The sequence below is a fragment of the Streptomyces halobius genome, from assembly GCF_023277745.1.
GTDB lineage: Bacteria > Actinomycetota > Actinomycetes > Streptomycetales > Streptomycetaceae > Streptomyces > Streptomyces halobius.
In genome coordinates this window covers 1,443,914-1,466,772 of the sequence record NZ_CP086322.1, presented here as the reverse complement: position 1 = coordinate 1,466,772, position 22,859 = coordinate 1,443,914, and the positions used below count along the sequence as shown (strand labels likewise).

The 22,859-nt window shown below is 65.8% G+C and carries 35 protein-coding genes, 1 tRNA gene and 1 pseudogene; 10 read left to right on the top strand and 27 right to left on the bottom strand.

The window, feature by feature from the left end:
- Positions 1-25 precede the first annotated feature (25 nt).
- Positions 26-151 (top strand): annotated as a pseudogene (locus K9S39_RS07125) (oxygenase MpaB family protein); the annotation flags it as partial.
- Here K9S39_RS07125 and K9S39_RS07120 read toward each other — a convergent pair.
- The 7 genes from K9S39_RS07120 to K9S39_RS07090 form a co-directional block, all read right to left on the bottom strand.
- On the bottom strand, positions 91-2,115 hold the full coding sequence (locus tag K9S39_RS07120; RefSeq protein ID WP_248868617.1) for a recombinase family protein: 2,025 nt from the start codon (positions 2,113-2,115) through the stop codon (positions 91-93). The pseudogene K9S39_RS07125 and the gene K9S39_RS07120 sit on opposite strands and share 61 nt — an antisense overlap.
- A gap of 69 nt (positions 2,116-2,184) precedes the next feature.
- On the bottom strand, positions 2,185-2,352 hold the full coding sequence (locus tag K9S39_RS07115; RefSeq protein WP_248862480.1) for a hypothetical protein: 168 nt from the start codon (positions 2,350-2,352) through the stop codon (positions 2,185-2,187).
- Between the two features lie 32 nt (positions 2,353-2,384).
- Positions 2,385-3,017, bottom strand: a complete 633-nt coding sequence (locus tag K9S39_RS07110; protein ID WP_248862479.1) for a hypothetical protein — start codon at positions 3,015-3,017, stop codon at positions 2,385-2,387.
- On the bottom strand, positions 2,974-3,201 hold the full coding sequence (locus K9S39_RS07105) for a helix-turn-helix domain-containing protein (protein WP_248862478.1): 228 nt from the start codon (positions 3,199-3,201) through the stop codon (positions 2,974-2,976). The genes K9S39_RS07110 and K9S39_RS07105 overlap by 44 nt, the downstream gene beginning before the upstream one ends.
- Positions 3,202-3,410: 209 nt before the next feature.
- Complete coding sequence (locus K9S39_RS07100; protein WP_248862477.1) at positions 3,411-3,641, bottom strand: hypothetical protein; 231 nt, start codon at positions 3,639-3,641, stop codon at positions 3,411-3,413.
- Positions 3,638-4,483 (bottom strand): hypothetical protein, encoded by an 846-nt coding sequence (locus tag K9S39_RS07095; RefSeq protein WP_248862476.1) that lies wholly within the window; start codon positions 4,481-4,483, stop codon positions 3,638-3,640. The genes K9S39_RS07100 and K9S39_RS07095 overlap by 4 nt, the downstream gene beginning before the upstream one ends.
- 130 nt (positions 4,484-4,613) lie before the next feature.
- Positions 4,614-4,689, bottom strand: a tRNA-OTHER gene (locus K9S39_RS07090).
- Positions 4,690-6,140: 1,451 nt separating this feature from the next.
- On the opposite strand from K9S39_RS07090, the gene K9S39_RS07085 reads away from it, so the two are divergent.
- A complete protein-coding gene (locus K9S39_RS07085; RefSeq protein WP_248862475.1) occupies positions 6,141-6,977 on the top strand; it encodes a helix-turn-helix domain-containing protein in 837 nt (278 codons plus the stop codon).
- Positions 6,974-7,171, top strand: coding sequence for a DUF397 domain-containing protein (locus K9S39_RS07080; RefSeq protein WP_248862474.1), 198 nt, complete (start codon positions 6,974-6,976; stop codon positions 7,169-7,171). The genes K9S39_RS07085 and K9S39_RS07080 overlap by 4 nt, the downstream gene beginning before the upstream one ends.
- A gap of 65 nt (positions 7,172-7,236) precedes the next feature.
- Here K9S39_RS07080 and K9S39_RS07075 read toward each other — a convergent pair whose 3' ends face one another.
- The 20 genes from K9S39_RS07075 to K9S39_RS06985 all read right to left on the bottom strand — a co-directional run bounded on the left by K9S39_RS07075 (position 7,237) and on the right by K9S39_RS06985 (position 14,518).
- On the bottom strand, positions 7,237-7,473 hold the full coding sequence (locus K9S39_RS07075) for a hypothetical protein (protein WP_248862473.1): 237 nt from the start codon (positions 7,471-7,473) through the stop codon (positions 7,237-7,239).
- 12 nt (positions 7,474-7,485) lie between these two features.
- Positions 7,486-7,635, bottom strand: coding sequence for a hypothetical protein (locus K9S39_RS07070; RefSeq protein WP_248862472.1), 150 nt, complete (start codon positions 7,633-7,635; stop codon positions 7,486-7,488).
- The gene (locus K9S39_RS07065; RefSeq protein ID WP_248862471.1) at positions 7,632-8,219 is read right to left on the bottom strand and encodes a hypothetical protein; all 588 of its coding nucleotides are present in this window, start codon (positions 8,217-8,219) and stop codon (positions 7,632-7,634) included. Before K9S39_RS07065 ends, K9S39_RS07070 begins: the two co-directional genes overlap by 4 nt.
- 199 nt (positions 8,220-8,418) lie before the next feature.
- Positions 8,419-8,670 (bottom strand): hypothetical protein, encoded by a 252-nt coding sequence (locus K9S39_RS07060; RefSeq protein WP_248862470.1) that lies wholly within the window; start codon positions 8,668-8,670, stop codon positions 8,419-8,421.
- Entirely contained in the window at positions 8,670-8,873 is a 204-nt protein-coding gene (locus tag K9S39_RS07055; RefSeq protein WP_248862469.1) for a hypothetical protein, read from the bottom strand. The genes K9S39_RS07060 and K9S39_RS07055 overlap by 1 nt, the downstream gene beginning before the upstream one ends.
- Positions 8,874-8,935: 62 nt before the next feature.
- Positions 8,936-9,304, bottom strand: a complete 369-nt coding sequence (locus K9S39_RS07050; RefSeq protein WP_248862468.1) for a hypothetical protein — start codon at positions 9,302-9,304, stop codon at positions 8,936-8,938.
- Between the two features lie 259 nt (positions 9,305-9,563).
- Complete coding sequence (locus K9S39_RS07045; protein WP_248862467.1) at positions 9,564-9,962, bottom strand: hypothetical protein; 399 nt, start codon at positions 9,960-9,962, stop codon at positions 9,564-9,566.
- Positions 9,963-10,043: 81 nt separating this feature from the next.
- A complete protein-coding gene (locus K9S39_RS07040; RefSeq protein WP_248862466.1) occupies positions 10,044-10,244 on the bottom strand; it encodes a hypothetical protein in 201 nt (66 codons plus the stop codon).
- A complete protein-coding gene (locus K9S39_RS07035; RefSeq protein WP_248862465.1) occupies positions 10,241-10,492 on the bottom strand; it encodes a DUF7848 domain-containing protein in 252 nt (83 codons plus the stop codon). The genes K9S39_RS07040 and K9S39_RS07035 overlap by 4 nt, the downstream gene beginning before the upstream one ends.
- A gap of 70 nt (positions 10,493-10,562) precedes the next feature.
- Entirely contained in the window at positions 10,563-10,991 is a 429-nt protein-coding gene (locus K9S39_RS07030; RefSeq protein WP_248862464.1) for a hypothetical protein, read from the bottom strand.
- A 92-nt stretch (positions 10,992-11,083) separates the two neighbouring features.
- Positions 11,084-11,311, bottom strand: a complete 228-nt coding sequence (locus K9S39_RS07025; RefSeq protein ID WP_248862463.1) for a hypothetical protein — start codon at positions 11,309-11,311, stop codon at positions 11,084-11,086.
- Between the two features lie 2 nt (positions 11,312-11,313).
- Entirely contained in the window at positions 11,314-11,445 is a 132-nt protein-coding gene (locus K9S39_RS42025) for a hypothetical protein (protein WP_283112290.1), read from the bottom strand.
- Between the two features lie 86 nt (positions 11,446-11,531).
- Complete coding sequence (locus K9S39_RS07020) at positions 11,532-12,152, bottom strand: hypothetical protein (protein WP_248862462.1); 621 nt, start codon at positions 12,150-12,152, stop codon at positions 11,532-11,534.
- A gap of 2 nt (positions 12,153-12,154) precedes the next feature.
- Positions 12,155-12,406: a hypothetical protein gene (locus tag K9S39_RS07015; protein WP_248862461.1), complete on the bottom strand. Its 252-nt coding sequence runs from the start codon at positions 12,404-12,406 to the stop codon at positions 12,155-12,157.
- Positions 12,407-12,532: 126 nt separating this feature from the next.
- Positions 12,533-12,745 (bottom strand): hypothetical protein, encoded by a 213-nt coding sequence (locus K9S39_RS07010; RefSeq protein ID WP_248862460.1) that lies wholly within the window; start codon positions 12,743-12,745, stop codon positions 12,533-12,535.
- 86 nt (positions 12,746-12,831) lie between these two features.
- The gene (locus K9S39_RS07005; RefSeq protein ID WP_248862459.1) at positions 12,832-13,176 is read right to left on the bottom strand and encodes a hypothetical protein; all 345 of its coding nucleotides are present in this window, start codon (positions 13,174-13,176) and stop codon (positions 12,832-12,834) included.
- Between the two features lie 2 nt (positions 13,177-13,178).
- On the bottom strand, positions 13,179-13,370 hold the full coding sequence (locus K9S39_RS07000) for a hypothetical protein (RefSeq protein ID WP_248862458.1): 192 nt from the start codon (positions 13,368-13,370) through the stop codon (positions 13,179-13,181).
- Positions 13,371-13,372: 2 nt separating this feature from the next.
- Entirely contained in the window at positions 13,373-13,600 is a 228-nt protein-coding gene (locus K9S39_RS06995; protein ID WP_248862457.1) for a hypothetical protein, read from the bottom strand.
- Between the two features lie 69 nt (positions 13,601-13,669).
- Positions 13,670-14,155, bottom strand: coding sequence for a hypothetical protein (locus tag K9S39_RS06990; protein ID WP_248862456.1), 486 nt, complete (start codon positions 14,153-14,155; stop codon positions 13,670-13,672).
- A 90-nt stretch (positions 14,156-14,245) separates the two neighbouring features.
- Positions 14,246-14,518 (bottom strand): hypothetical protein, encoded by a 273-nt coding sequence (locus tag K9S39_RS06985; RefSeq protein WP_248862455.1) that lies wholly within the window; start codon positions 14,516-14,518, stop codon positions 14,246-14,248.
- 2,271 nt (positions 14,519-16,789) lie between these two features.
- Here K9S39_RS06985 and K9S39_RS06980 point away from each other — a divergent pair.
- From K9S39_RS06980 to K9S39_RS06950, 7 genes are all read left to right on the top strand, one after another.
- Positions 16,790-18,781, top strand: coding sequence for a hypothetical protein (locus K9S39_RS06980; RefSeq protein WP_248862454.1), 1,992 nt, complete (start codon positions 16,790-16,792; stop codon positions 18,779-18,781).
- Positions 18,781-19,674, top strand: coding sequence for a peptidoglycan recognition protein family protein (locus tag K9S39_RS06975; protein WP_248862453.1), 894 nt, complete (start codon positions 18,781-18,783; stop codon positions 19,672-19,674). Before K9S39_RS06980 ends, K9S39_RS06975 begins: the two co-directional genes overlap by 1 nt.
- A gap of 33 nt (positions 19,675-19,707) precedes the next feature.
- The gene (locus K9S39_RS06970; protein ID WP_248862452.1) at positions 19,708-21,540 is read left to right on the top strand and encodes a hypothetical protein; all 1,833 of its coding nucleotides are present in this window, start codon (positions 19,708-19,710) and stop codon (positions 21,538-21,540) included.
- Positions 21,537-21,815, top strand: coding sequence for a hypothetical protein (locus K9S39_RS06965; protein ID WP_248862451.1), 279 nt, complete (start codon positions 21,537-21,539; stop codon positions 21,813-21,815). Before K9S39_RS06970 ends, K9S39_RS06965 begins: the two co-directional genes overlap by 4 nt.
- A 3-nt stretch (positions 21,816-21,818) precedes the next feature.
- On the top strand, positions 21,819-22,031 hold the full coding sequence (locus K9S39_RS06960) for a hypothetical protein (RefSeq protein ID WP_248862450.1): 213 nt from the start codon (positions 21,819-21,821) through the stop codon (positions 22,029-22,031).
- Positions 22,032-22,045: 14 nt separating this feature from the next.
- Entirely contained in the window at positions 22,046-22,507 is a 462-nt protein-coding gene (locus tag K9S39_RS06955) for a hypothetical protein (RefSeq protein WP_248862449.1), read from the top strand.
- 148 nt (positions 22,508-22,655) lie between these two features.
- On the top strand, positions 22,656-22,856 hold the full coding sequence (locus K9S39_RS06950) for a hypothetical protein (protein ID WP_248862448.1): 201 nt from the start codon (positions 22,656-22,658) through the stop codon (positions 22,854-22,856).
- Positions 22,857-22,859 lie beyond the last annotated feature (3 nt).

Below are 22,859 nucleotides of genomic sequence, written 5' to 3'. Positions count from 1 at the left end.
CGGCGATCGAAGGGACGGATGTCAGGTGCGGCGCTATGACTGGCTGAGGGAGATCCGGCGGCTCGATCCGGAGCGCGACTTCCTGCGGATCTACCGCATCACCGCGACCCACGAATTCCCCTGGGACATCACCCGAGCGCTCGTGACCGCCTGCTGAGGTGCTTCAGGAACTCGGATGAGGAGCCTGGGATCGATCTTGCCCTCCACCACCAGTGGAGGCAGTGGATACTGACTCGGCAGGGGAGTGCCCTCGCAGTCGACCAGAGCCTCCATGGCCTCCTCGAAGAGCCCTGAAGCCATCCAGCGCTGGTAGCGAGTGGTCAGCCCGGTTGTCTTGCCGTACTCGGTTGGCAACTCCTTCCATGGCAGGCCGGTACGGGCCTTCATGAGCACCGCTTCCAGCACCATGCGGTGCGGCAGGCGATCACGCCGGTTGCGCACATCGGCGCCCTCGAAGATGCCCCGCACCTTCTCCCATGCCGCGTCATCCAGGACCGGCACCGGCCGGCCTCGCTCCCGGAACCAGGCACTGAGAGTGTCGTCTGCCCGCACCTTTTTCGGCACGGGTCCGGTCATGGTGACCTTCAGGTCGAGCAGGTCACAGACCTCGGCCTTCTCCTCTGGCGTCATGTGCGCCATGCGCGTCCGCGCCATGTCGGCCAAAGCCTGAAGATCGTGGGCTCGCCGCTCGGCAAGCTCGGACTCCTGCTGCCAAGCTGCGGCCTCGGCGCGCAGCCTGACAAGCTCCTCACGCTCGTCCTCCAGAGTCTTCGTCGCCTTGGCGACGGCTTCGGGAGACTTCCTCTGCTTGGCGGCGAGGACCATCATCGCGGCAATGGCGTCGTCCTGAGCCTCGATCTTCTTGTCCAGGTCGGCGATGCGCTCGGCGTGGTTGACCTTCTGGCCGGTCGCCAGGTCCAGCCAGTCATGCGCCATGCGGGTCAGGCGATCAGGGTCTTCGAGCATGCTGCGCACCTCCGCCCAGACGCGCTCTTCGAGCGCATCCGCGTCCACCTGCGAGCAGTTGCACACTTGGGCGCCGGGGTATGCCTCGGTCTTCCCTGTGCACCGGTACATCCGGCCCGGCCGGTCGCACCGGTCCAGCCCCGTGTAGTACTTCCCGCACGCGCCAAAGACGCGCTTGGAGAGCGGATGGATGCCCCCTTCGGAGGCGGGCCGCCGGGACCGTGAATTGCGGGCCAGGGCCTTGTTCAGGCGGGCCACTTCCGCCTCACTGAACAGGCGAGGTAGGTCGATGACCACGGTCTGGCCGTTGGCTGGCTGGCCGTCCATGCCGAGCTTCGTGCCGTTGCTCTTCCCCGCGGTCTCCGGGTTGCGGTAGATCATGCGGGCCTCCTGAACGGCCCGAGACTGAAGCTTGCGTCCCAGGTTGCCCTCGGTCCAGAGCTTCCCCGAGCGAGTCCGGAAGCCTTCGGCGTTGAGAGTCATGGCCGCCTGGCGGCGGTTCTTGTGCTCCAGCACGATCAGGTGCCAGGCCCGTCCGAGCACGTCCGTTTCATGGGTCGCGGTGCAGTGCTCGTCCGCCGGGCAGGTGTCGAGGACCAGGCGGGACTCGCCCTTCTTGCCCTGGTTCTCGATGCGCCAGCCATACGGCGTGGCGCCTCCCGGGTGCCCGCCTTCCTCCGCCTTCTCCTGGATGCCGTTCTGGGTGCGTACCCGGATGCGCGTGTACTCCTTGAAGGCGTAGTTCGCCTCCTCGCGCATGGCGGCTTCGCCATCCTCGGTGGTGTTGTCGATGTCCTTGTCGGCGATGGCGACAAAGATTCCGAGGTCTTGCAGCTCCCATACCCAGCGATAGAAGGCGCGGTCCGTGCGGCCGATGGCCCGCGTCTCGTGGACTGTCACCACGTCGAAGGGCTTCGGCTCCTGCCGGGCCAGCTTCATCAGCTTCTGGGCGTCTTCCCGCTCCTGCCAGGACAGGGAGCCTTGGACTCCCTCGTCCTTGAAGGTGCCGACGTGAGCCCAACCCTTGCGCTCGATGTATTTCGCGGTCTTCTTGGCGCTATAGCTGATGCCGTAGCCTTGCTTCTGCTGCTCGGTCGACACTCGAAGGTAGTCGACGGCTCGCAGCGTGCTCGTGAGAGCCTGTGTCATGTCAGTTCCTTCGCTACTGGCCAACCCCCGGGGTGCCGTAGCACCGCCGGGGTCGCCCATGTGGCGGCATTATGCTGCCCGGCTGTCCGGCCGGGGCGAGAACAGCAGTTTCAGCAGACGGCGGTAAGTGTCCTCGTCGTGCTCTTCGTTGACGGTCCATCTGATATCAATCTCGGGCTTGTTCTTCCTGAGCCAGGCGCCAGCCTCCTCGGCCGGTATGACTTTGCCGTCCTGCATGGGTCCTCCATTCCGCCCCACAAGGGCGGGGGTTATGCGGCATCCGGGTGCCGCTGGCAGCGGCCCGTGGGTACGCCGTGCTTACCCTTCAGTGATTTGGCGGCGGCCAGGGTGCGCTCGCCCGCGCCGCAGACGCATGCTGGCTCGTACGCGTGCTGCTCGGCCCACAGGCCGGGCTGCCATGCCTCCAGCTCGGCCCTGAGGGCCGCGGCGCCTTTGGCCTCGCGCCACCCGCCCTCCAGCAGCATCTTGCTGGTGAGCTGCTTGGTCTCCTCGCCGTGCCCGCTGGGCCGGTAGAAGTCCCAGGCGTCCCGTGGCTTCGTGAACGCCGGCACGAGCATGAACCGCCCCGTGCCGGTGCCGGTCTTGGCGTCCCAGGCCAAGTGCTGGCCTGCGTCCCGGGCGGCTGTGCCGCCCTGTACGGCCTTGAGGAACTTCTCTCGGTTGTCCAGCACCCCGCGGGACGAGAAGGGCCCCAGGATGACCGTGTGGGTCATCTCCTGGGGCCCGAACCGAATCTGGCCGACCACCGCGAGGCGGTGGGAGCGTGATCTGGTCTCGTCCAGCGCTTCGATGGCGAGTGCGGCGACCTCTTCAGCCGTCCGACATTCGTTCTGCTGATCACCCAGCACGGCCGCCACGGCGGCCAGTTCGCGCTTGTTCACCCTCCCGGCACCAATCTCCTGCTGTGGTCTTGCCGACGTCCAGCAAGTCGGCGATCTCCTGGTGGGTCAGCCCTGCCCGGTTGGCCAGATGCGCCGTGACCTTGAAGTCCTCCCAGGCGCTGCGGGCGCCCTTGTAGGACATGAGCAGGTCTTCCTCCAACGCTTCGCGCACGTCGTCGGACATTTCGATCTTCTTTCGTGGCGGCACGGTGAGGGTCCCTCAATGACGAAGTCGGTTGGCAGCAGCAGGTCTAGTGTCCGCCCTGGATCACGATCCAATTACCAGGCGGAGAAGACTTGCCAAAACATAACCGAATCCGGGCCAGTAGGGCGTGCAGGTGGACTGTAAGGACAGCGCAAAGGATGAGTTACCTCATCCATCACACACTGTATCTATGTGGACTTCCTGCTCTTCCGTTCGACGATGATCTCCTCACCCTTGGTCGCCTTGGCGGCGATGCCGGAGGGCGAGGTGCCGAACATGCCCGCCACCGACGCGTTGGACAAGCCCTCCTTCTTCATTTGGGCGATGGCCACCAGGATGTTGTCGTCGACCGCCTGACGGTCGTCCAGCAGCTGTCCCGCCCTCTTCTGCCAGAACCGCAATCGGGTCAGCGAAGTCATGCGGCTTCCTTCCTGTGCGGGTTGAAGTCGAAGCCCTGCACCTTCGGCAGGGGCTCGCCCACCCGGAAGGTGAGCATGGTCATCGACACGTCGGTGGTGTAGTCGTTCCACGCCTTGGCGATCACGGCGTAGGAGTAGTCCCGCTTGTTGACCTGGCTCAGGCTCTGAAGGCCGTTACGGAACCGTCGTGCGAGATGAAGCCGCGGGTCCCCGCCGCTCAGGTTCTCGCCGGTCCTGATTCCTCGCAGCCACTCCGGGATCTTGTCTCGATGTCCGGTGCGGGCCGCCTGCGCGAGCACAGCTGCGTGCGGCCCGGCCGGGACGCCGGCGTCGGTCTGGACCCTTGCGACGTCGGCGATGAACCAGCCCAGCTCGGGCCACTTTTCGTAGGTATCCACCACCTCGACCACGGAGACCTTGTTGTAGCGGGGCAGGCCCCAGCGGTCGCCGTCGGCGAGCGCGGCCAGGTGCCGGGCGCCAGCGCCGAGCTGCGTGCGGTACTTGACCTGAATCAGGTCACCAGCGGTCCGTCGCCGGGCCTGTTCCAGGTACGGAGCGATGTCGCGGGGCTCGTTCACGAAGATGCGCCACTTCAGCGTGACGCCCGCGTTGGCTTGCGCCCGGAGCCGGTGCTGCGCCGAGATGACGTAGCCCGAGGTGTCGAAGATGAGACCTTCAGGGGTGGCCTCGCGCCACCGCCCCGCCTCCATGTCGGCCTGATACCGAGCTGCGGTGCTCTTGCTGAACGAGCGCAGCTTCGGGTGGGTGGCCCGGAAGGAGAACCATGAGCTGGCCATCCCGGGCGTGACCTCGTAGATCCCTGACTCGCTGGGCAGAGGCATTGGGTCATTCTCGGGGATCATTTCGTCGGCCTTCGGCCTATCCCTGTCGAACTCTGTCATGTCGCGTCCTTCAGTTGCATGATCGGCTTCCTCTCCATGAGATGCGCCTCCCCTCTCCGGGAGGCGCCCGTCCCCTCGACGGGATTCGGACCCGCACTGATCAGCCCTTTTAAGTGGGCCAGCCTCTATCGTTGGGCTACGAGGGGTTGAGAGCGGGGGCGGCTTAGGTCCCCTATCGAGCCACGTCGGGCTCGCCGTGGGGTCCACAGTTCCGCCCCCGCCTCGGCACCATTGCGCGTCCCCGGTGGTGCCAGGCCGGCCCGGGGCTCCGTTCGCGGCGGAGCCGACGCCCATCCCGCCCCACAAGGGCAGGGCGCTAATGACGAAGCCCCCGGCATGGATGCCGAAGGGCTTCGATCTGTGGGGGCTACCGCCGTGGGGAAGGCCAGGGCGGGGCCGTTTGGGGCTCTACTCGCCGCTCAGGCGCAGGGAGGGCCCCCGGCCGCCAACGTGCTCACTGGCTACGCGCACCACAGCCCGGTTCCAAGCACACCACCCACGTTTGACCGTTTTCGTCCATTTCGTTGTAGGTGTTGCTTGAACCACACACCGGACACGCTCCTCCCATCGATGGAACGGTGTTGTGATCGCGCTCTGTCTCTGTGGGATCAAGGAGGCTAAGGCACGCCATGGGTTACTCCTCTGGTCGCTGGTGCAGGTCCCCCACATCGGAGCATCGGGGGTTTGGACAATGGCTGTTCACGGCGACGATTGATTGTTGTCCGCCACTTGCAGTGCGCTCTCGCGCCGTGAATTGAAGGGGCCGCTTACAGCGATCACACAGAACGGTCTGACCGTCTCGCCCCTTCGCAACAGCCTTAAGAATCCGCGTGATGTGATCACCTTCGTGACTGTTCATGCACTCACCGTAGCGATAGTCCGGGCCGCCCGGGAACGGAGTGGAAGGATCCCGGACGGCCCTTTGAGTTGCGCCCCTCGTGGCTTACTTCAGACCGCGAGGGGCGCGCCCGGCGCCGTCATCAAAACGCCGGGGGCCTTGGGGTGTTGCGGGCCCGCCCGGACTGGTCCTCTCAGTCCGGGCGGGCCCTTCCACACACGCCGGATCAGCCTCGGGAGCCGTCTCGGAGTTGTGCGGGTTCCCCGGCCGCAGGCCACGTCCACGGGGGGGCTGACTACGTGGCCGGGCCGGGCGCTTACTGCCGCCCCTTCTCGCGGCAGAGGCGGCAAGAGTCGTTGCATGCGGGTACGTCCGCGCCGGGGGGCATGTAGACGACCGCCCCACGCAGGCCGAACCGCACCTGTGGCACGTCCGGGTTCCGCAACTCGGGAGCGTCCATGTACCGGGGCACCACAGGGCCGTCGACGATCTGTTCAGGTCCAGGCGACGCGTTCATGCCGTCGCCCTGACGCCAGCCTCAGACCGCTCCTTCGCCGTGGCCAGCCGCAGCCTGCTGGCTGCTTGCGCCTCGCCGACGCGACCACTGCCTGAGCCTGAGTCCCATACCCAAGTCCCCTTCCGATACGTCATCGCTGCCGCTCCTCTCCGTAGCGCTTCCACTACCGGGGAGCATCAGCGTGGTCTACAGTCGGGGACCATTCAACCTGTCACTTGTGGACGGAAGGTCGTGAACGCCCGTTGAATCGCAACGAGTTGAACCCGGACGCCTCCCCTGAGGCGGCCTACGGAGCGCGTTTGCGCAGCTTGCGGGAGGCGCGCGGATGGACTCAAGACGATCTTGCCGAGCGCGCGGAATATTCCAGCGTGCATGTTTCGGCCGTCGAAAATGGTCGGAAACCTCCGACTCTCCGGTTCTCGCGCAGTGCAGACCGCGTCTTCGGTCTTGAGGGCGCAGCAGATTCGTTCGAGCGTCAGTGGCGCGAGATCCGGCACGGCAGCCTGCTGGAGGGCTTTCCGGAGTACGTCGGGTACGAGGGCCGGGCAGTAGAAATTCGGCTGTTTGAGATCGGGCTGATCCCTGGCCTGTTGCAGACCCCTGAGTACGCGCGGACGGTGGCGGATGGTGACGTGAAGCGCGGGGCCATCACATCCGAACAGGCGGAGGAGCGGGTCGCCTTCCTCGCGGAGAGGCAAGCCGCCCTGGTGCGACCCCGCCCTCCCATGGTGCTTGTGGTGATGGATGAGAGCTGTCTCCGTCATGAGGTCGGCGGTGGCGAGGTCATGGAAGGCCAGCTACGGCGGTTGGTCGAAGTCGCCTCTCTTCCCAACTGGGTACTACAGGTGTCCCCCTTTGCGATAGGAGCGCGGCGCTCGTTCAACCTGCCGGTGAACCTCCTTACCCTGGCCGACCGGTCCGTGGTCGCGTATGCCGAGTCGCAGGCGCGAGGGCACTTGGAGCGCGAAGGTACTGCCGTGGTGTCCCTGCTGACGGCATACCATCAGTTGCAGGCCGAAGCGTTGTCGCAGGCGGCATCAGTGGCCATGATCAGCAAGTTACGAAAGGGCGCACCGTGACAACCGACTCCCCCCGCTGGGTCAAGTCCTCCTACAGCAGCAACGGCGGTAACTGCATCGAGGTTGCCGCCAATATCCCCGGCGCCGTCCCCGTCCGGGACAGCAAGGACCCGCACGGCCCGGCACTGGTCTTCTCGGCGGACGGCTGGTCTTCGTTCGTCGCCGCAGTCAAGGGCGGGCAGTTCAGCACCTGAACCGGTGTTGCTGAAGCACCCACCCCGCCGGGTGGAGCCGGCACCGGCGGGGTGGGCGGCTCGGGTTACGCCTCGCGCGGGCCCGGAGCGGACTCCACGGATGTGACGGCTTCGCGCACGGCTTGCCCCCAGGACACCCCCGCGTCCTGGCGGTTCTGCGCCACCCTCAGCAGCGCGATGGCCCTCCCCTCGTAGGTGAGAACCTCGGCCATATGCAGGCGATACAGCAGGTCGTCAGCGTTGATGCCCTCCCGGCCAGGCTTCTGGAACTCGGACAGCGGTACGCCCGCCTTGTGGAGCACGTGGCCCACGATTCAGCCGGGCACGCACTCCTCGCCCACAACGTGGGCGTAGTAGCAGCCAATCCGGTCGTCATACGGCTGGGCGTAGACGAAGTCCACACCCTTGTCGGCAAGGGCTTCGCTCGGCAACTCCTTGGCCTTGATGTAGGTCAGCTCGATCATGCTGCGGCCTCGCTGCTCTTCTCGCCCTTGGCTTCGGCGACAAGGTCATCCAGCAGCTGGTTGATCTTCCGGCGGTTGGACCGGCTCAGGCTGATGTAGTTGTCGGCCCACTCCAGCACAGCCTTCCGGGCAGCGCTCAGGGGTGTGACCCCCGGGAACACGCCGGCCTCGACGGCCTGCGCCCGGAACTGATCCCAGATACGGCACCAGTTCCAGTCCTCCGCCAGCTCGTCCAGCTCGTCGGCCGTAGCCGGGAGGGCCTTCAGGGCCTCGATGGCCTCGCCCTGATACTCCTTGCAGTGTTCGGCGATGAAACGGACCAGCGGGTCGCTGGACTGCTTCATCGCGTTCCACGCCTCGTTGATGGCGATGTGGCGCTGCTCCCAGGCCGCGTCCCGCTCCTGACGGTGCGCCTTGCGCTGCTCCTTGCTCTCCTCGGAGTGGTAGTCGAGGCCGCCGAAAGCGGCCGAGTACTTAGCCCCGATCTCCTTCCCGGCGGCCTTGTACGTCTCCTCGGCCTTGTCGCGCGCCTCGATGTAGGCGGCGACCTCCGGCAGCATCTGCCGGTTCTCTGTGTCGGTCATGGCTTCCTCTCCAGTCGATCATGACCTTGATCCGGCCGCCCGTAGCGGCCACGAGACCCGCGCGCTCAACTGCGGAGAGGGGAAAGGGCAGGAGCGCGCGGGTCACGAGGCTGTACGGACGTGAGAGGGCCCCCTGCCCTCCTCCCAGGTGACAGGGGGCCCGTGCCCGACCGGGGGGTCTAGTCGGGCGTATGTGGGGTCACTGGCCGCGCCAGTGGGAGAGCGGTCCGGCGATCAGCTTGCCGTTGGTGAGTTCGCCGTCCTCGTTGAATTGGTACCAGACCTGGTACAACCACGTGGCGAACGGATGAGCGCTCTCCGAGGGCAGCTCGGAGCCGACTACGTATTTGTAGATCATCATTTCCGTGACCGGCTGGACGGCTTCGCGCTCGTCTAGCTCGTCGTCGCCGCACTCGGCGAGTGCATCGGGGTTGAGCTTGTCCAAGTCCATCACTGGGTCACCGCGATCCACTTCCGGCCGTTCTCGTCCCGGCGGACGGATCCGAGGTTGCCGACGATGCGGTCACCCATGTAGCCCTCCGGCAGGGTGGGGTTAAGGTCCAGCTCATCCATGATGTTGAGCAGCGTCGCGAGACTCTTCCAGGTGCGTTTGGCGAGTTCGAGCCTGTGCTGTTCAGCTTCGGTCTTGGTCATGGTTTCCTCTCCTTGGTGATGAACAGACCCCCGGTGATCAGCCGGGGGCCTGGAGCTTGGAGTCAGGCGCCGAACCGGCGCTCGACTTCGGCGATGCACTCGCGCAGAGGCTTGGGATCGAAATGCAGATCCCGCTCGGCGAAAGGCCAGATGGCCTTGTACGAGTACGACTCGTACGCGGGCAAGTCGATGTAGCCCAGTTCGGCGTTCGGCAGGTCGTTGTTGAGCATGACCCAACCGAACGCCTCGCCCGTCTTGGGGTCGTACTCGGTCACGTACGCATCCAGAGCGGGCCCGAAGTAGTGGACGTACGCGATGGCGTCCTTGCCTTTGCTGTCTTGCGCATACAAAGGCGGGATGCTGTCTGCCTCGGTCGGGTAGAAGGTGTGCCCGCGCATCTCACGGTTGATCTCGGGTGGAATGCTGCTCATCGTCGATTCCTCTCCTTGATCGCGATGACGGGGCCCCGGGGGATCAGTCCCGGGGCCCGTGGTTCAGCGTCCGTCGGCCTGCGCTTGCCGGAAGGCAGCGATCAGCATGCGGAGTTTGGTGTTCTGCTCCTCGTTCACCGCGATGAGGGCGAACGCGGCCTTGACCGGCTCGGGGCAACCCCGAGCGTGCGCGGGTCCGGCATGCGGTGCCTACCGTCCCCGTCGTGCCAGTGCTTCGGCTCCTTGCCGGTCAGCTTGCTCATGTCGCCTGCTCCGCAAGGTCGCTGACCATGCGGAACACCCGCTCGGGGTTGCGGAGTAGGGAGCCGTCGCCGGCCCTCTTGATCTCCTTGGCCACCTTGGCCAGCTCGTTGAGCCTTGCCGTCCGCTCAGTCTCAGGCCATTCCCATGTGCCGCCCTCGGTCGCCACCCAACGGGTGGAATTGTCGGCATTCCATGTGATCCTGCGGTGCCAGCAGTGTCCGTCTTCAGGCTGGCGACGAATGCCCGGCAGGTATGTGCGGTCGTCTACGTCCCGGCCCTCTGTGTCCCAGCCTTCCAGTGTCGGGGACTCACCCGCGTCCTCAAGCGCGTTGAGCACGTCGGCCAGCAACGCCCATAGCGCCTCCGGCTCTTTGGGCAGGTTGTTCCTCTCCATGTCGGCCCTCTCCTCTCCTTGTAAGGCCAAGAGGCCGCACGGTGCTGGGGGCACCGTGCGGCCGGCTTGGGCCCGGCAGGGTCAGGAGTTGGCGACCTCTTCGATGATGATCCGGTACTTCCGGACCATCGGGGGCGTGCTGTATTCGTCGTCCACGCCGACTTCGATTGCCACGGGCTCGCCTGGCTCAGGGCTGATCAGAACAGCCCACTTGATCGCCGCAGGCTGGCTCAGGCCCGACAGGAAGACGTACAGCGCGTAGCGCAGTTCCAGGGGGTTCATCGCTTGCCCCGCTTCCGCGCCTTGAACGTGGACACCTGGGCCGTGTTCCGGGTAACCGACCACAGGTAGAACCTGGTGTGACCGGTGGACGTGAAATGGCCGCCGTCCCAGGCAGGCGCCATCTGATCGTCCGACCGGACCCAGCCGGAGTGCTCGCCGCAGGTGCGGCACTCCAGCATCACAAACGTGACGACGGGTTCATTGGACCCGATGTCCGGCAGGTTCGCCGGAGTGATCTCGTTGCTCATGATCAATCCCCTCTCCAATGGGTGATCAGATGAGAGAGGGCCCGGTGATCGGCCGGGCCCCTCGATGCTGCTACGCGATGCCGAACTGAAGATCCCTCGACAGTCCCTGCATCACCGCCGCGTCCGGATCGTGCGCCATGGCAGCCCAATTCCGCATGCCGTCGATCCTGTGCGGGTGGAACGGCGCCCAGTTGCTCTCGGGCAGCCGCAGGAACTCGCGCGCCTCGTGCGTCTCGATCTCTACGATCGAGGCCAGCAGGCGCCGGTACAGGCGCAGGCCGTCGCCGCAGTCCCCCACCAGGATGGGGAACTCCGCATAGGTGACGATCTCCTCCGGGTATCCAGCCTCAGCTTGGTCCCGAGCGGAGTTGCGGGCCGGGTAGTCCACCCGGATCTTGATCACGCCTTCGAACCTGTTGCTGTGGTCCGTGGCCGTGAACGCCCACCCCGGTTTGTAGGTCAGCTGCTCAACCAGCGTGATGGCAGTAGCGATACGCATGACGATCCCCTCTCCAAGGGCGTCGGTCCTCCCCCTTGCGGGGCCAAGAGGGCGCCCGGTGGGGGGCGGGCACCCGATGGCCCGACAGCGGGTCAATCGGTATGCAGCTCGACGCTGACGGAGCCGACCAGGCCCCGCATGGCTGTGGCGAAGCGGATGATCCGCGCAGCGTGCTGCGCGCAGCTCCACGACTCCCAGTGCTTGCCGCTATTCGGCAAGCCTGAAGGGTTCACAACCCACCGGAAGTGAAACACCGGGTCGCTGATGCACTGGAAGCGACCAGGGACGGTGGTGTACTCGGCCAGGCAGCGCTCAGCCATGATCAACGCCCCCTGCTCAGCAGGTCCGCCACCGCGCGGGTGACGTTGTCCGTCTGGCCCGCACTGCGGCCCTTGCCGAAGCCGAGCGCGTAGACGATCACGCTCACGATCAAGATCGTGATGATGGTCTCCATGATGATCTCCCTCTCCAGGGATCAATCGGCCCCGGTTGGAGCCGACAAGGCGCCCGGTGGGGACGGGCGCCAAGTCGGTCACCGGGTCACTCAACGGGCAACTGGCGCCACCGGTCCGGCTCCGTGCCGTACGCGCTCTCGCGCTTGTGCAGGTACTCGACCGAATAGATGGCAGCCTCACCGGAGGACCTCGGTACCGGCCGCAGCGCCACGACCGGATTACGGGAGGGCCGATCCGCGTACGGGTCGTATGGCTCTGCTGACTCCGCCTTGACGGCCGTCGGCCGTGTTGGCAAGGACGTGACCGTGGTCGGCCGCTCGCGTCGCTCTGCTCGTCGCTCTGCGGCCCGCTGACGGGCCGTCTGACGCTCCTCCTGTGCCTCCCTGGCGAACTGGTCGGACGACCGTCCCAGCGCGTACAGCAGGTCCTGGTGACGGGTCGTGGTGCGGCTGTGTTTCACGTCCGGCACGATCACCTCTCCGTCGTCCAGCACCCACGCAATGGGGGTGTGATACGACAGCACGGTGTAGGTGATCCTGTTGTCTCGGTAGGCGTTCAAGTAGCGCTCACGCCACGGTTCGGGGAGCCGCCCGGCACTCCATGAGCCGCCCTCTTCCGCGCGCATAGCGCCGTACGTGTTGTACGGCTCACGCCGCGCCAGAGCCTCACGAGCCTGCCATGAACGCGTAGCCAGTCGCTTCGCCATGATCACTCGCCACCTTCGTTGCGAAGGGTTGCGACGAAGCGCTTACGGGCTGCCTCCCACTCGGGGTATTGCGTGCCCATCTGGTAGTGCGACAACGCCTTACGGGCCAGCTGAAGCCCGTATAGACCGTCCTCGATGCGATAGTCCACAACGTGGGGTTGACTGTCGCGCCACTCCTCGACAACCTCAAGGGCGGCCAGGATGCCGCCCAGTACGATTTCGCCGAGCTGCGGCTCGGGGATCTTTTCGGTCATGATCTCCCCTCTCCAAGGGAAGTCCTGCGGCCGGCGAGGATCAGTCGCCGGCCGTGGTCTCACTGCAAGACCAGGAAGCCCGACACCCCATGGGGAAGGTGCCGGGCAAGCTGATCCGACAGGGAGTCAGGTTCCGGATTTCAGGTAGTACCAGCGATCACGCCTGAACCCATCACCGAACTGGATCACGTAGCCAGGGAACACCGTGATCACGGTGTCGTGCGGAATGACCGGCTCCCATCGCTGCGGACGGTTCCGGTCCTCACCGGCGTTCAGTTTCTCGACCAGCGCCCGGACCGCTTCCGCGCGATAGTCAGGGCCGCTCGTGTGTGTCGTCATGGTCAGTTCTCCCCTCTGCAAGACCAGGAAGCCTCACACCCCCGGTGGGGACGTCAGGGCGTGAGGCAGTCTGGGCCAACAGAGAATCAGCCAGTGCAGTACAGGCAATTGCACTCGTGTGTGTGCGCTTCGTGCTCGCACGGCCCGTCTTCGGCCGCCGCGCACGGGTGGCCGTAGTCCGCCTGACAGGGCGCCTCACCGTGGTACAGGTCGGTGCGCCCCGTGCATTCGGTGGGGTCGTCGCCGTTACTGGCCTGATAGTCGCCGCCGGACGGGTCGTCTTCCCGCCGACTACACACGTACTGGGCGCCGCAGGTCAGGCACTTCTCATACGGATTGCCATCACTGTCGTACTCGCCCGTGCTCAGGAAGGTGTGTCCGAACGACGACCACACGTGCGTGATCGCGGGCAGCTCTTCGGTGTTGATCATGGTCAGCTCACCCGCCGACGGGTGCCCGCGACGTAGATCAGGCCGTAGTGGTTCGCGTCGGTGTTCTTGTCGCGGTACGCGCGTGCCTCTTCCAGCGTGAGTCCACTGGTGATCGACGCGACACCACCGCGTGGGACGTACTTCGGCAAACGGCCGAAGATCCACACGTCGTAACGCTCGCTCGTGTTGGTCACGGTCAGCCCCTCCCGGACAGCCGCGCGGCCAACGCGTGCGCGTCGTCCTCGGACAGCCCCCGCCCGTGAGGTACCGGGCGTTCTTCCGCCCCGTTGTATGACAGGACGGTGTACCCGTCGCCATCGAACACAACGCGGTATCCCTGCGGACCCGTGAACGTCCATCGGTTCGCGATGAACGACATTCCGGACGGGTCGCCGGTGGGGTAGTTGTTGCTGCGCTCGGTCATGATGGTCTCCCTCTCCAGGGTTGCGAAGCAGTGCGGGCCCGGTGATCAAGCCGGGCCCGTGATGGTGCGTCAGACCTCCAATGTCCATGCGTTGCGCTGCCAGCACTCGCGGTGCACGTTGATGTGCTCGGCGATCTCGTCCATGTCCGGCAGGCCGTCGGCCGTATAGATCTTGTTCACGTTGACGATGCTGAACAGCTCGTCGCACTCCGACGTGTCCAGCGCATCGACGACCGTGCGCACGTGATGCGCATGCCAAGCCGTCTCGATTCCGGCCCATGCGCCTGTCACGGTCCCTACGAACTCCACCGTGTCGACGAACCCCTGATCGTCGGTCATGAGGATGGCGTTCTCGCCCTTGAACAGGTCGAACCATCCGAAGGACTCGTCACCCAGGTCGTCATCCTGGCCAGACTCCAACGTGAACGTCCACAGACGCTCGGCCAGAGCGGAACTGAACTTGGGCGACGTGCGCTCCGTGGCGACGCCACACAGGGCCGCACAGGGCCGGTACGGCCATGCGCACAGGATGCTGTGCCCGTATTCGTTGTTCATGATCATTCCCCTCTCCAAGGGACTGACCGGCCCTCCCAGTCGGGGCCGACAAGGCGCCCGGTGGGGGCGGGCGCCAAGTCGGTCACTGGGTCAGTGGTCCTCCGTGATCACGAGGTCGAACACGGACGGGAGAAACTCGCGCTGTTCGCGTTCGTCTCGGTGCCACGACACGACGTGCTCTTTGCCTCGACACTCCGGGCATTCACGCGACACCAGGACACGGCCCATGCTGTTGCCCTCGGGCAGGCGCGAGATGGCATCCAGCCGCCATTCCTCGCCCCGGAAGCTGGTCACGGTGTCGCCCTTGATCGGTGCATCGCCCGTGACCTCGTTTACAACCATCCAGCCATCGGTGTTGATCATGATTCCCCTCCCGAAAGGATCATGTGATGGGCAGGGGGTGCGCTCCATGGGCTCGTCTCCAAAGTTCGGCCCACGGACAGGCCCGGATCAGGTCCGGATCACCGCTCTCCAATACGCACCCCCCTATGACGCTCGTGTGAGCGATCATCAAACGGGCAGGGAGATCAGCCCTGCCCGCATGACGAACGGCGTGCCGGATAGCGCCACATGCGCTCCCGTCGCTCAAGGCGACGGATCACTAGCCCGCCCCACACGCATCACTGCGCATGGCTCACGGTTCGCAGGTGCAGCAAAGAGTGGTGCGGCGTGTGAATATGACGTTCCGTCCCTGTGCGGGACGTGGTGGCGACCGCCGACTTTTCCGGCTGATGCACTGGCAATCGTCGCCATGGTGGGCCGTTACCCCGCCATCTAGCTCATGCCGCGTATTGGTGCCCGTAGGCTCCCAACTCCTGTGCCATCGCACGTCTGTGCCGCGTATGTGCTGCCCTTACGTGTCTGTCAGTGGCTCTACGCGCCCGGTCCTCGCGCCCGTCTGCCCTCGGACCCTCGAACGCCCCTCACGGCCCATCAGGGCCGTTTGGAGGGTGCGGAGTGGTCAAGACCCTGGGTACGGGTGTGGATCGCTTGCGGTGTGCGTAGCTGAACTGTGCATGCCGCGTAGTCGACGTGTGCACCGACTACCACATGTGTCCCGAAAGGGAAGGGCCCGTACGACGGCCCACGCCTGCCCTGGCGTGAGGTGATCACCTGTTGCGTGCGGTATGGCCCCGGTCCCTCGACCTAGCCACCTGCCACGCGGTCTGATCCCGCGCTATCCCTGCGGACTCCGCTGTTCAGTTCTCAGGCCCCACGCGGTCCGTTTCAGCCTCTCGGCTCTCCCGTCCGCTCCCCGGTGAAGCCGGGGTGGAACGCTTTCAACACTCCTCCTGGTCGGATTTCCGGTCAAGAGACTCAATAGTAAAGAGAAAGTAAAGTGTGAATGATCTACCAAGTTACCTGTTCAGCGAGGCTAGTTAGGCGACACTCAGTCGCTTGATGAGCAGACGGGCTAGGTCTGAAGTCGGGAATCCGACTCGTTCACAAGCTGGTCATCTGCGTGTGCAGGTTATGGAGAGTGGCTGATATCAGACGTAGGGCGTAACAGCAGGTCAGAGGTGATACGCATGCGTCATATGACTGCGTGTCATGTCGATACATCGATGGGGTAGATGGGGCGTGTGTGACGGAAGATGCGGCGGCGCGTAAGAGGGAGCGGCGCTCTCGCGCGCGTACGCGCGTCAGGGGCCGCGCTCGCCATGGCGCGGCCCATGGTCGGCCCGCCGCCTATACGGGCCGACACTGCCCCCCTCTTCCGCCTCGTCCCCTCAAGGGGACGGGTGGCCAGTGCGGCAGAGCTGCGCTCTGCCTAGACGGCCGGAGCGAGTATCAGGGGCGCAAGCCCCTGCACACGAGCCAGCAGGGCAGCAGCTCGAAGAGCTGCGCCCCCTACTAGGTCCGGCCGCCTGACCTGTTGCGGCCGGACCATGGGTCAGCCCGTGAGCCTGTAAGGCTCGGCTGACCATGTACTAGGTGTGACCCGCTAGGTCACACCATGTCGGCGACACCAGAACCTGCACATCGATGCAGGTGAGGGTGTCGACTCGACACCATCCCATCGGCTCAAACAGGGGCTGTAACCCCTGTTTGGCCTGCGATTCCATGGTCATGAGCAGGTCTGACTCCAGGTTTTTAAACCTGGGGCCGATGGGATGGGATGGTCTCCGACCATCCATCTCTGGCAAACCCCCTGGTACTGGGGCGGCTTGTGTCGGCCGCCCTCTGGGCCCTCCGGGCCCTTTCCGGCGCCATTCTCGCCGATAGCGGCTTGGTGCCGCCGGCGAGGCGCCGGTCTGGTTCCGCGGCTGCCGGCCGCGGCCGGTCCCACGCGCTGGCGGCGCGTGGGCAGGGGAGCCCCTGACAGGGAAGGGCTCAGGGCGTTACTCCTGGCCAGCGCGGCTTGTGTAGGGGATCACGACATGTGCCTCAGTCGTCTTCGTTGGTCCGCCACGGCGCTCCGGCCTCCGGACGTCCCTCTACTCGTGGTTGCGCCCGGCCGAATCCGGGCGCGCTTATGCGGCGCCCTCTGACGGCCTGCATCGAATTTCAGATTCGGTGACCGAGGAGCGTGCTCAACTCGGCATGCATAGAAGACCTGATGGTTCTGCAAAAAACAAAACTCAAGCATGGTTGAGGTTCGCGCATCCTGGACTGCTAGCAGGATTAGTGAAAATGCGCTGGCGCACGTACCTTGCCCCGCTGAACGGCCCCCTGGGGGCCCGCCGGCGGGAGGTGGCGGTGGTCAAGCTAATCCAGGGCGACTTGCCGCCCCTGAAGACCCGGGACCGGCGCAGCGACGAGCGCTCCTCGAAGGAGTGCAAGCAGATCATCCTCGCGACCGTCCGCATGGGCGGGACGATCGAGGAGGGGTGCCGGCGGGCGAACCGCTCGCGCAAGGCGTACGACTATTACCGCAAGACGGATGTCGACTTCCGGTCTCTGATCGACAAGGCTCTCCAGGCCAAGCTGGAGCGGGTCGCGGGCAACCGCGAGGTCGTGCCGGACTTTCCGGAGTTCTGTCAGAAGTACCTGAACACCCGGCTGTTCTGGCATCACTTGCAGTGGTACGACCTGCTGGAGGGCTGTGAGCCCCGGGACCTGCATCCCCGTCAGCGCTTCGTGCGCGGGGATGAGGACCAGATCCTGGTCAACACTCCGCCCGAGCACGCGAAATCGACCGCGCTCACGGTCAACTACGTGGTCTGGCGCATCGTGCAGGACCCCAACGTCCGCGTCTTGCTGATCAGCAAGACGCAGGACATGGCGAAGAAGTTCTTGCTGAGCATCAAGGAGCGCTTGGCGGCCTCGGACGCCTACACCGACCTCCAGCAGGCGTTCGCGCCGCCCGGAGGCTTCGCCGAGGGATCGGCGGCCTGGACTGCCGACAAGATCTACGTGGCCGGCCGGGACTCGGGCGAGAAGGACCCCACGGTTCAGGCCGTGGGTATCGGCGGTCACATCTACGGCTCGCGCTGTGATCTGGCGATCATGGACGACTGCGTAGACCACACCAACCACCAGCAGTTCGAGTCGCAGATCACCTGGATTCAGAACCAGGTGGGCTCCCGCGTCGCGGACGCCGGCGGGCGCATGCTGCTGATCGGCACGCGCATGGAGACCGTGGATCTCTACAGCGAGATCTTGAAACCGCAGTACTACGCGGAGGGCGAGAGCCCGTGGACGTACCTGACGCAGCCGGCCGTCCTGGAGTACGCGGACGACCCGAAGGACTGGGTAACCCTGTGGCCGAGGACCAACCGGCCTCCGGTGACGGTGAGGGCTCGCAAGCTCGTCAGTCAGGACGAGGAGGGTCTGTGGCCGATGTGGGACGGGCCGGCCCTGGCGAAGAAGCGCCGGAAAATGAGTCCCAGGAACTGGTCGCTCGTCTACATGCAGGACCAGGTGGCCGACGACGCGATCTTCGCGATGGAGGACGTCCAGGGGTGCGTGGACCGGGCGAGGTATCCGGGGAGGATGTTCGCCGGGCAGAGCGACCATCGGACCTACGGCATGGACGGCCTGCTGGTCGTCGCTGGCCTTGACCCTGCCGCGGCCGGCTACACCGCCATGGTCGTCATCGGTCTGGACCGTCAGACCGGCGTGCGCTGGCTGCTGGACGTGATCAACAAGCGCGCCATGCCGCCGCATGAGATGCGTGCCGAGATCAAGCGCTTGACCGAGCGCTACGGCATCTCCGAGTGGCGCGTGGAGAAGAACGCCTACCAGGGCTCGATCGTCCAGGACGCGGACATCCGCTCGTACCTGAACATGCGCGGCTGCCTGATGACCGCGCACCACACAGACCAGAAGAAGTGGGACTCCGATTTCGGCGTGGCCTCCATGGCCACGCTCTTCGAGGGCTGGAAGGACGGGCGGAACTTGATCCGGCTGCCCTCGCAGACCCAGTCCGAGTCCGTGCGGGCTTTGGTCGAGCAGCTGTGCAGCTGGTTCCCCGAGAGCAAGGGCCTGACCGACACGGTGATGGCCCTGTGGTTCGCCGAGATCCGCTGCCGCGAGCTGGTGATGAGCGACTTCTCGGGTTTCCACCTGGACGCCTCGGAGTTCACCTCCGAGGTCGATCGGTCCCACCAGATGGTCGTGGACATCGACTTCGCGCTCCAGCAGGGCGCGGTGTCCGGTTGGGACGGGAGGTTGCGCTGGTAATGGCTGACCCACTGAGTGCGAGCCGCCTCAAGGCGACCCTGGTCCGCGAGGGCTGTTCGGTCCGTGAGTATCGGGACTGGGAGACCCATCGCCGACCGCCATCGACGGGGGCCTTCGGCCCCATCAACGGCGTGATGATGCATCACACCGTGACCGGTCCGGGGACGGACGTCGTGGCCCTGATCTACAACGGCCACTCCTCGCTGCCGGGGCCGCTCTCCCAGGGCTGCATCACCAAGTCCGGCACGGTGTGGCTCACCTCGGCCGGCCGCTCGAACCATGCCGGGCTCGGCGACAGCGATGTGCTGCGAGCCGTCATCAACGAGAGCTACGGCGACTACCCGCCGCCGGACAACCAGGCCAACACCGACGGGAACGCGAGGTTCTACGGGTTCGAGTGCGAGAACCTCGGCGATGGCGAGGACCCGTGGCCGCGCGTGCAGTACGTCGCCATGGTCAAGGCTGCCGCGGCCGTGCTGCGTGAGTACGGCTGGACCGCCAAGTCGGTCATCGCGCACAAGGAATGGCAGCCCGGCAAGGTCGATCCCCGCGGCATCGACATGAAGACCTTCCGCCGCGATGTCGCGGCGTGCCTGGCGCTGCCCGCGGGCAGCTGGGGGCCTGAACAGGAGGACAGTATGGCCATCACCAACGCCGACGCAGACAAGATCGCCACGGCGGTCCTGAACAGAGACGGCCTGATCGTGATCCCCGGAGCCCCGGCGGACAACCCGACCTACACCACCAAGTACGCCTTCACCGAGATCCTCAAGCGGGTCGATGCGCTCACCGCAAAGGTCGACGCGCTGGAGACGACCGGCCTGACCGACACGCAGATGCAGGCAGTCGCGGAGAAGGTGGCAGATGTTCTCGCCGCGAGGATGGAATCGTAGAGTTTGCCTTACATTCTTAGGTGAGGAGGTGTCATGGCAGATATATCGAAGGTCTCTCGGCGAGTCGAAGCGCTGCGCCGTGATGCCGTCGACCGGGATCAGCGACACCAGACGATCTACGACGCTCGCGCGCAGAAGATCGACCAGATCGCCCCCGGCACGATGCCGGACGCGTGGCCGCGCCCGATCGTCGCCAACCTCATCGACGCGAGCGCGCGGCAGCTGGCGGAGAACCTGGCGCCGCTGCCGAGCATCAACTGCGCCTCGGGTGAAGGCCGGGAGTCTTCCGAGCGGGCCAAGAAGCGCATCGCCCGCCGGACGAAGATCGCCTACAGCTACATCATCAACTCCGCGCTCAAGGCGCGGATGCCGCAGGGCTGCGACTGGTACCTGACGTACGGCTCGATGCCGATCGTCGTGGAGCCGGACTTCGAGGCCGGCGCGCCGAGGCTGCGCTTCGACAACCCGATGAAGACCTACCCGCAGTTCGACCTGGCGGGTCGAGTCGTCAGCTACACCAAGGTCTGGCGTGAGGCGGCCTGGAAGCTCGCGGACAAGTTCCCCGAGCACGCCGCCGCCATCATGGGCCGGCCGGAGTCCCCGTGGGACAAGCAGACCTCGCCGGACGCTGAGCTTGAGGTCATCAAGTACTGCGACAAGGACTCCTACGTCCTCTACATGCCGGAGCGCAAGAACCTTGTCCTGATGGACATGCCGAACCGCTTCGGCAAGGTCCCGGTGGCCATCGCGCTCAAGCCGTCCTACGACGACCAGGACCGCGGCCAGTACGACGACGTGGTCTGGCCGATGCTCGCGCACAACCGCATGGCCATGCTGGCCCTTCAGGCCACGCAGCAGACGGTCAGGGCCCCGTTGGCCGTGCCGACCGACGTCCAGAAGATCGGCTTCGGCGACGACCAGGTCATCCGGACCAACAGCCCGGAGAAGATCCGCAGGGTCGGCACCGACCTGCCGCAGGCGGCCTGGCAGCAGGATGCGATCCTCTCCCAGGAGGTCATGCGTGGCACACGCACGCCGGCTAGCGCCACCGGCGATGTGGACGCCTCGATCATCACCGGCAAGGGCGTGGACGCCCTCAACGGCGGCTACGACGTGCAGATCGCCACCGGTCAGCTCATGATCGGCCACGCTCTGGAGCAGGCGCTTGAGCTGGCCTTCGAGATGGACGAGAAGTTCTGGCCGGATGCCTTCAAGGAGATCACCGGCGTCATCAACGGGACGCCATTCAAGGAGAGCTACACCCCCGCCAAGGACATCAAGGGCAACTATCGCGTCAGCGTGAGCTACGGCTTCGCCTCGGGGATGAACCCTAATCAGGCGCTGGTCTTCCTGCTTCAGCTCCGCGGCGACCAGCTGGTGCCGCGCGACTTCGTCCAGCGTCAGCTCCCGATGGATGTGGATGTTGCTCAGCTCCAGGCCGAGGTGGACAAGGAGCAGACCACCGACGCGCTCAAGCAGGGCATCTTCGCCTTGCTCAGCTCGGCCGGAATCATGGCGCAGCAGGGCATGGATCCGACGATGATCCTCACCAAGGCCGCCTCGATCATCGAGCTGCGCGAGAAGATGCCGATGCACGAGGCGATCCTGAAAGCCTTCCAGCCGGAGCCGCAGCCTGAGCCCGCCTCGGCCGCCGCTCCCCCGGGCACCCCGGGCGCTGGCGAGGGTGGTGAACCCGGGGTGCCCTTCGGAATCAACCCGTCGACCGGCCTGCCGGGCGGTATTGCGCCCGGCCAGGCCCAGCTCGGCCCGGGCGGCCGACCTGACCTTCAGACGCTCTTGGCCGGACTCACCAGCTCCGGCCGGCCGAACCTGTCCGCCTCCGTCAAGCGATCGGTACCCGCATGAGTTGCAAGCACTGCGGTCGGGAGCCGCAGGCCGACGGCACGCCGACCCATTGGCTCGGCTGTAAGGCGAAGAAGGCCGAACGTGCGCCGGAGCCCCCGCCTCGCGCGGCGGAGGTGCCCGAGGTTGCCGAAGCCGACAATCTGGCCGACCTGCCCGTTCCCGTCGACCGCTGCACGTTCGGCGAGTGCGCCAACCCCAAGCGTCCGCAGGGCAAGGGCCCCAAGCCCAAGTACTGCGACGACCACCGCACGGCCAAGAGCCGGAAGGAGAAGTAAGTCATGCACGACAACGACTTCCACAGCGGCGAGAAGCCGCAGCAGCACCTCCAGGGCGGCATGGAGATGCCACACACCCAGCAGCCCATGACGTCGGAATCCAAGACCAACCCGCGCTCCGCTGCCGCCGACAACATCGGGCAGTCCTGGGAGTCGACCTCGCTCAAGCCGGGCCACACCACGCTGAACCCGGCGAACAAGAACCCGGTGCATTGAGGGGCTGACGGCCGATGACCACGCCAACGGAAGGACGGGGCGGCTACCGGCGTCCGGCTAACCCGGCGCCGGTCAGCGGCCCAGGCCCCCTTGCCCGCCGCACGGACGGCGGCCCCGGTCAGCCTGTCCGTACACCCACCGGCGGGGCGTACGGCGAGGGCGTGGAGCTGGAACGGCTCCAGCAAGCTGCTCCACTCGCCGAGTCGCCGGGCGGCGAAGAGATGGCCCCCGGGGTCGACCTGGAGGGCCTGACCGGTTTCGGCGAGCCGTCGGGCGAGCCGGGCACGCCGGTGACTGCCGGCGCGGAGCTGGGCGCCGGCCCCGGCCTGGAGGCGCTGGGGCTGACCCCGCAGCAGGACGCGGATATGGAGACGCTGATCACCTACCTGCCCGCGCTGGAGCGGATGGCCAATGTGCCGGGGGCGTCGAAGGCGACCCGTAATCTTGTTCGGTTCATCAAGAGTCAGGCGGGATAGCGGTGCCGGCAAAGAAGTTGACTCCAACTGACCTGACGAAGATCCGCGTCATGCGCAAACACGGTATGACGCTGAAGGCCATCGCCGAGGAGTTCGACGTCACTATCCCCGCGGTCTTCTACCTGTTGAAGCGGTCGGGGGTGCGCTGATGGAGGAGTGGTTCGAGGCCATGGGCAATTACTACATGGCCTTCCCCGGCGCCCCGGCCCTCGCGGTCGATATGGCCCTGAACGGGCTGCCCACCCAGGCCGGGTACGCCGGGTATGGCCTGGCGGCCTCCATGATCGGTACTGAGGCCGAGATCGAGCTGTACCCGCCGGAGGAGCCTTCCTTCGAAGGACTGGGGTGAGCC

What these genes read in the sequence shown, in the direction of transcription:
- K9S39_RS06955 (WP_248862449.1), top strand. Translation starts at nt 22,046, where the DNA reads ATGACCACGCCAACGGAAGGACGGGGCGGCTACCGGCGTCCGGCTAAC.
- K9S39_RS07010 (WP_248862460.1), bottom strand. Translation starts at nt 12,745, where the DNA reads ATGACGACACACACGAGCGGCCCTGACTATCGCGCGGAAGCGGTCCGG.
- K9S39_RS07045 (WP_248862467.1), bottom strand. Translation starts at nt 9,962, where the DNA reads ATGGAGAGGAACAACCTGCCCAAAGAGCCGGAGGCGCTATGGGCGTTG.
- K9S39_RS07070 (WP_248862472.1), bottom strand. Translation starts at nt 7,635, where the DNA reads ATGATCGAGCTGACCTACATCAAGGCCAAGGAGTTGCCGAGCGAAGCC.
- K9S39_RS42025 (WP_283112290.1), bottom strand. Translation starts at nt 11,445, where the DNA reads ATGGAGACCATCATCACGATCTTGATCGTGAGCGTGATCGTCTACGCG.
- K9S39_RS06965 (WP_248862451.1), top strand. Translation starts at nt 21,537, where the DNA reads ATGAGTTGCAAGCACTGCGGTCGGGAGCCGCAGGCCGACGGCACGCCG.
- K9S39_RS07030 (WP_248862464.1), bottom strand. Translation starts at nt 10,991, where the DNA reads ATGCGTATCGCTACTGCCATCACGCTGGTTGAGCAGCTGACCTACAAA.
- K9S39_RS07095 (WP_248862476.1), bottom strand. Translation starts at nt 4,483, where the DNA reads ATGCCTCTGCCCAGCGAGTCAGGGATCTACGAGGTCACGCCCGGGATG.
- K9S39_RS07020 (WP_248862462.1), bottom strand. Translation starts at nt 12,152, where the DNA reads ATGGCGAAGCGACTGGCTACGCGTTCATGGCAGGCTCGTGAGGCTCTG.
- K9S39_RS06960 (WP_248862450.1), top strand. Translation starts at nt 21,819, where the DNA reads ATGCACGACAACGACTTCCACAGCGGCGAGAAGCCGCAGCAGCACCTC.
- K9S39_RS07060 (WP_248862470.1), bottom strand. Translation starts at nt 8,670, where the DNA reads ATGGACTTGGACAAGCTCAACCCCGATGCACTCGCCGAGTGCGGCGAC.
- K9S39_RS06995 (WP_248862457.1), bottom strand. Translation starts at nt 13,600, where the DNA reads ATGACCGAGCGCAGCAACAACTACCCCACCGGCGACCCGTCCGGAATG.
- K9S39_RS07115 (WP_248862480.1), bottom strand. Translation starts at nt 2,352, where the DNA reads ATGCAGGACGGCAAAGTCATACCGGCCGAGGAGGCTGGCGCCTGGCTC.
- K9S39_RS07120 (WP_248868617.1), bottom strand. Translation starts at nt 2,115, where the DNA reads ATGACACAGGCTCTCACGAGCACGCTGCGAGCCGTCGACTACCTTCGA.
- K9S39_RS06980 (WP_248862454.1), top strand. Translation starts at nt 16,790, where the DNA reads ATGCGCTGGCGCACGTACCTTGCCCCGCTGAACGGCCCCCTGGGGGCC.
- K9S39_RS07065 (WP_248862471.1), bottom strand. Translation starts at nt 8,219, where the DNA reads ATGACCGACACAGAGAACCGGCAGATGCTGCCGGAGGTCGCCGCCTAC.
- K9S39_RS06990 (WP_248862456.1), bottom strand. Translation starts at nt 14,155, where the DNA reads ATGAACAACGAATACGGGCACAGCATCCTGTGCGCATGGCCGTACCGG.
- K9S39_RS06950 (WP_248862448.1), top strand. Translation starts at nt 22,656, where the DNA reads ATGGAGGAGTGGTTCGAGGCCATGGGCAATTACTACATGGCCTTCCCC.
- K9S39_RS07015 (WP_248862461.1), bottom strand. Translation starts at nt 12,406, where the DNA reads ATGACCGAAAAGATCCCCGAGCCGCAGCTCGGCGAAATCGTACTGGGC.
- K9S39_RS07050 (WP_248862468.1), bottom strand. Translation starts at nt 9,304, where the DNA reads ATGAGCAGCATTCCACCCGAGATCAACCGTGAGATGCGCGGGCACACC.
- K9S39_RS07035 (WP_248862465.1), bottom strand. Translation starts at nt 10,492, where the DNA reads ATGAGCAACGAGATCACTCCGGCGAACCTGCCGGACATCGGGTCCAAT.
- K9S39_RS06985 (WP_248862455.1), bottom strand. Translation starts at nt 14,518, where the DNA reads ATGATCAACACCGATGGCTGGATGGTTGTAAACGAGGTCACGGGCGAT.
- K9S39_RS07005 (WP_248862459.1), bottom strand. Translation starts at nt 13,176, where the DNA reads ATGATCAACACCGAAGAGCTGCCCGCGATCACGCACGTGTGGTCGTCG.
- K9S39_RS06975 (WP_248862453.1), top strand. Translation starts at nt 18,781, where the DNA reads ATGGCTGACCCACTGAGTGCGAGCCGCCTCAAGGCGACCCTGGTCCGC.
- K9S39_RS07025 (WP_248862463.1), bottom strand. Translation starts at nt 11,311, where the DNA reads ATGGCTGAGCGCTGCCTGGCCGAGTACACCACCGTCCCTGGTCGCTTC.
- K9S39_RS07105 (WP_248862478.1), bottom strand. Translation starts at nt 3,201, where the DNA reads ATGTCCGACGACGTGCGCGAAGCGTTGGAGGAAGACCTGCTCATGTCC.
- K9S39_RS06970 (WP_248862452.1), top strand. Translation starts at nt 19,708, where the DNA reads ATGGCAGATATATCGAAGGTCTCTCGGCGAGTCGAAGCGCTGCGCCGT.
- K9S39_RS07055 (WP_248862469.1), bottom strand. Translation starts at nt 8,873, where the DNA reads ATGACCAAGACCGAAGCTGAACAGCACAGGCTCGAACTCGCCAAACGC.
- K9S39_RS07100 (WP_248862477.1), bottom strand. Translation starts at nt 3,641, where the DNA reads ATGACTTCGCTGACCCGATTGCGGTTCTGGCAGAAGAGGGCGGGACAG.
- K9S39_RS07040 (WP_248862466.1), bottom strand. Translation starts at nt 10,244, where the DNA reads ATGAACCCCCTGGAACTGCGCTACGCGCTGTACGTCTTCCTGTCGGGC.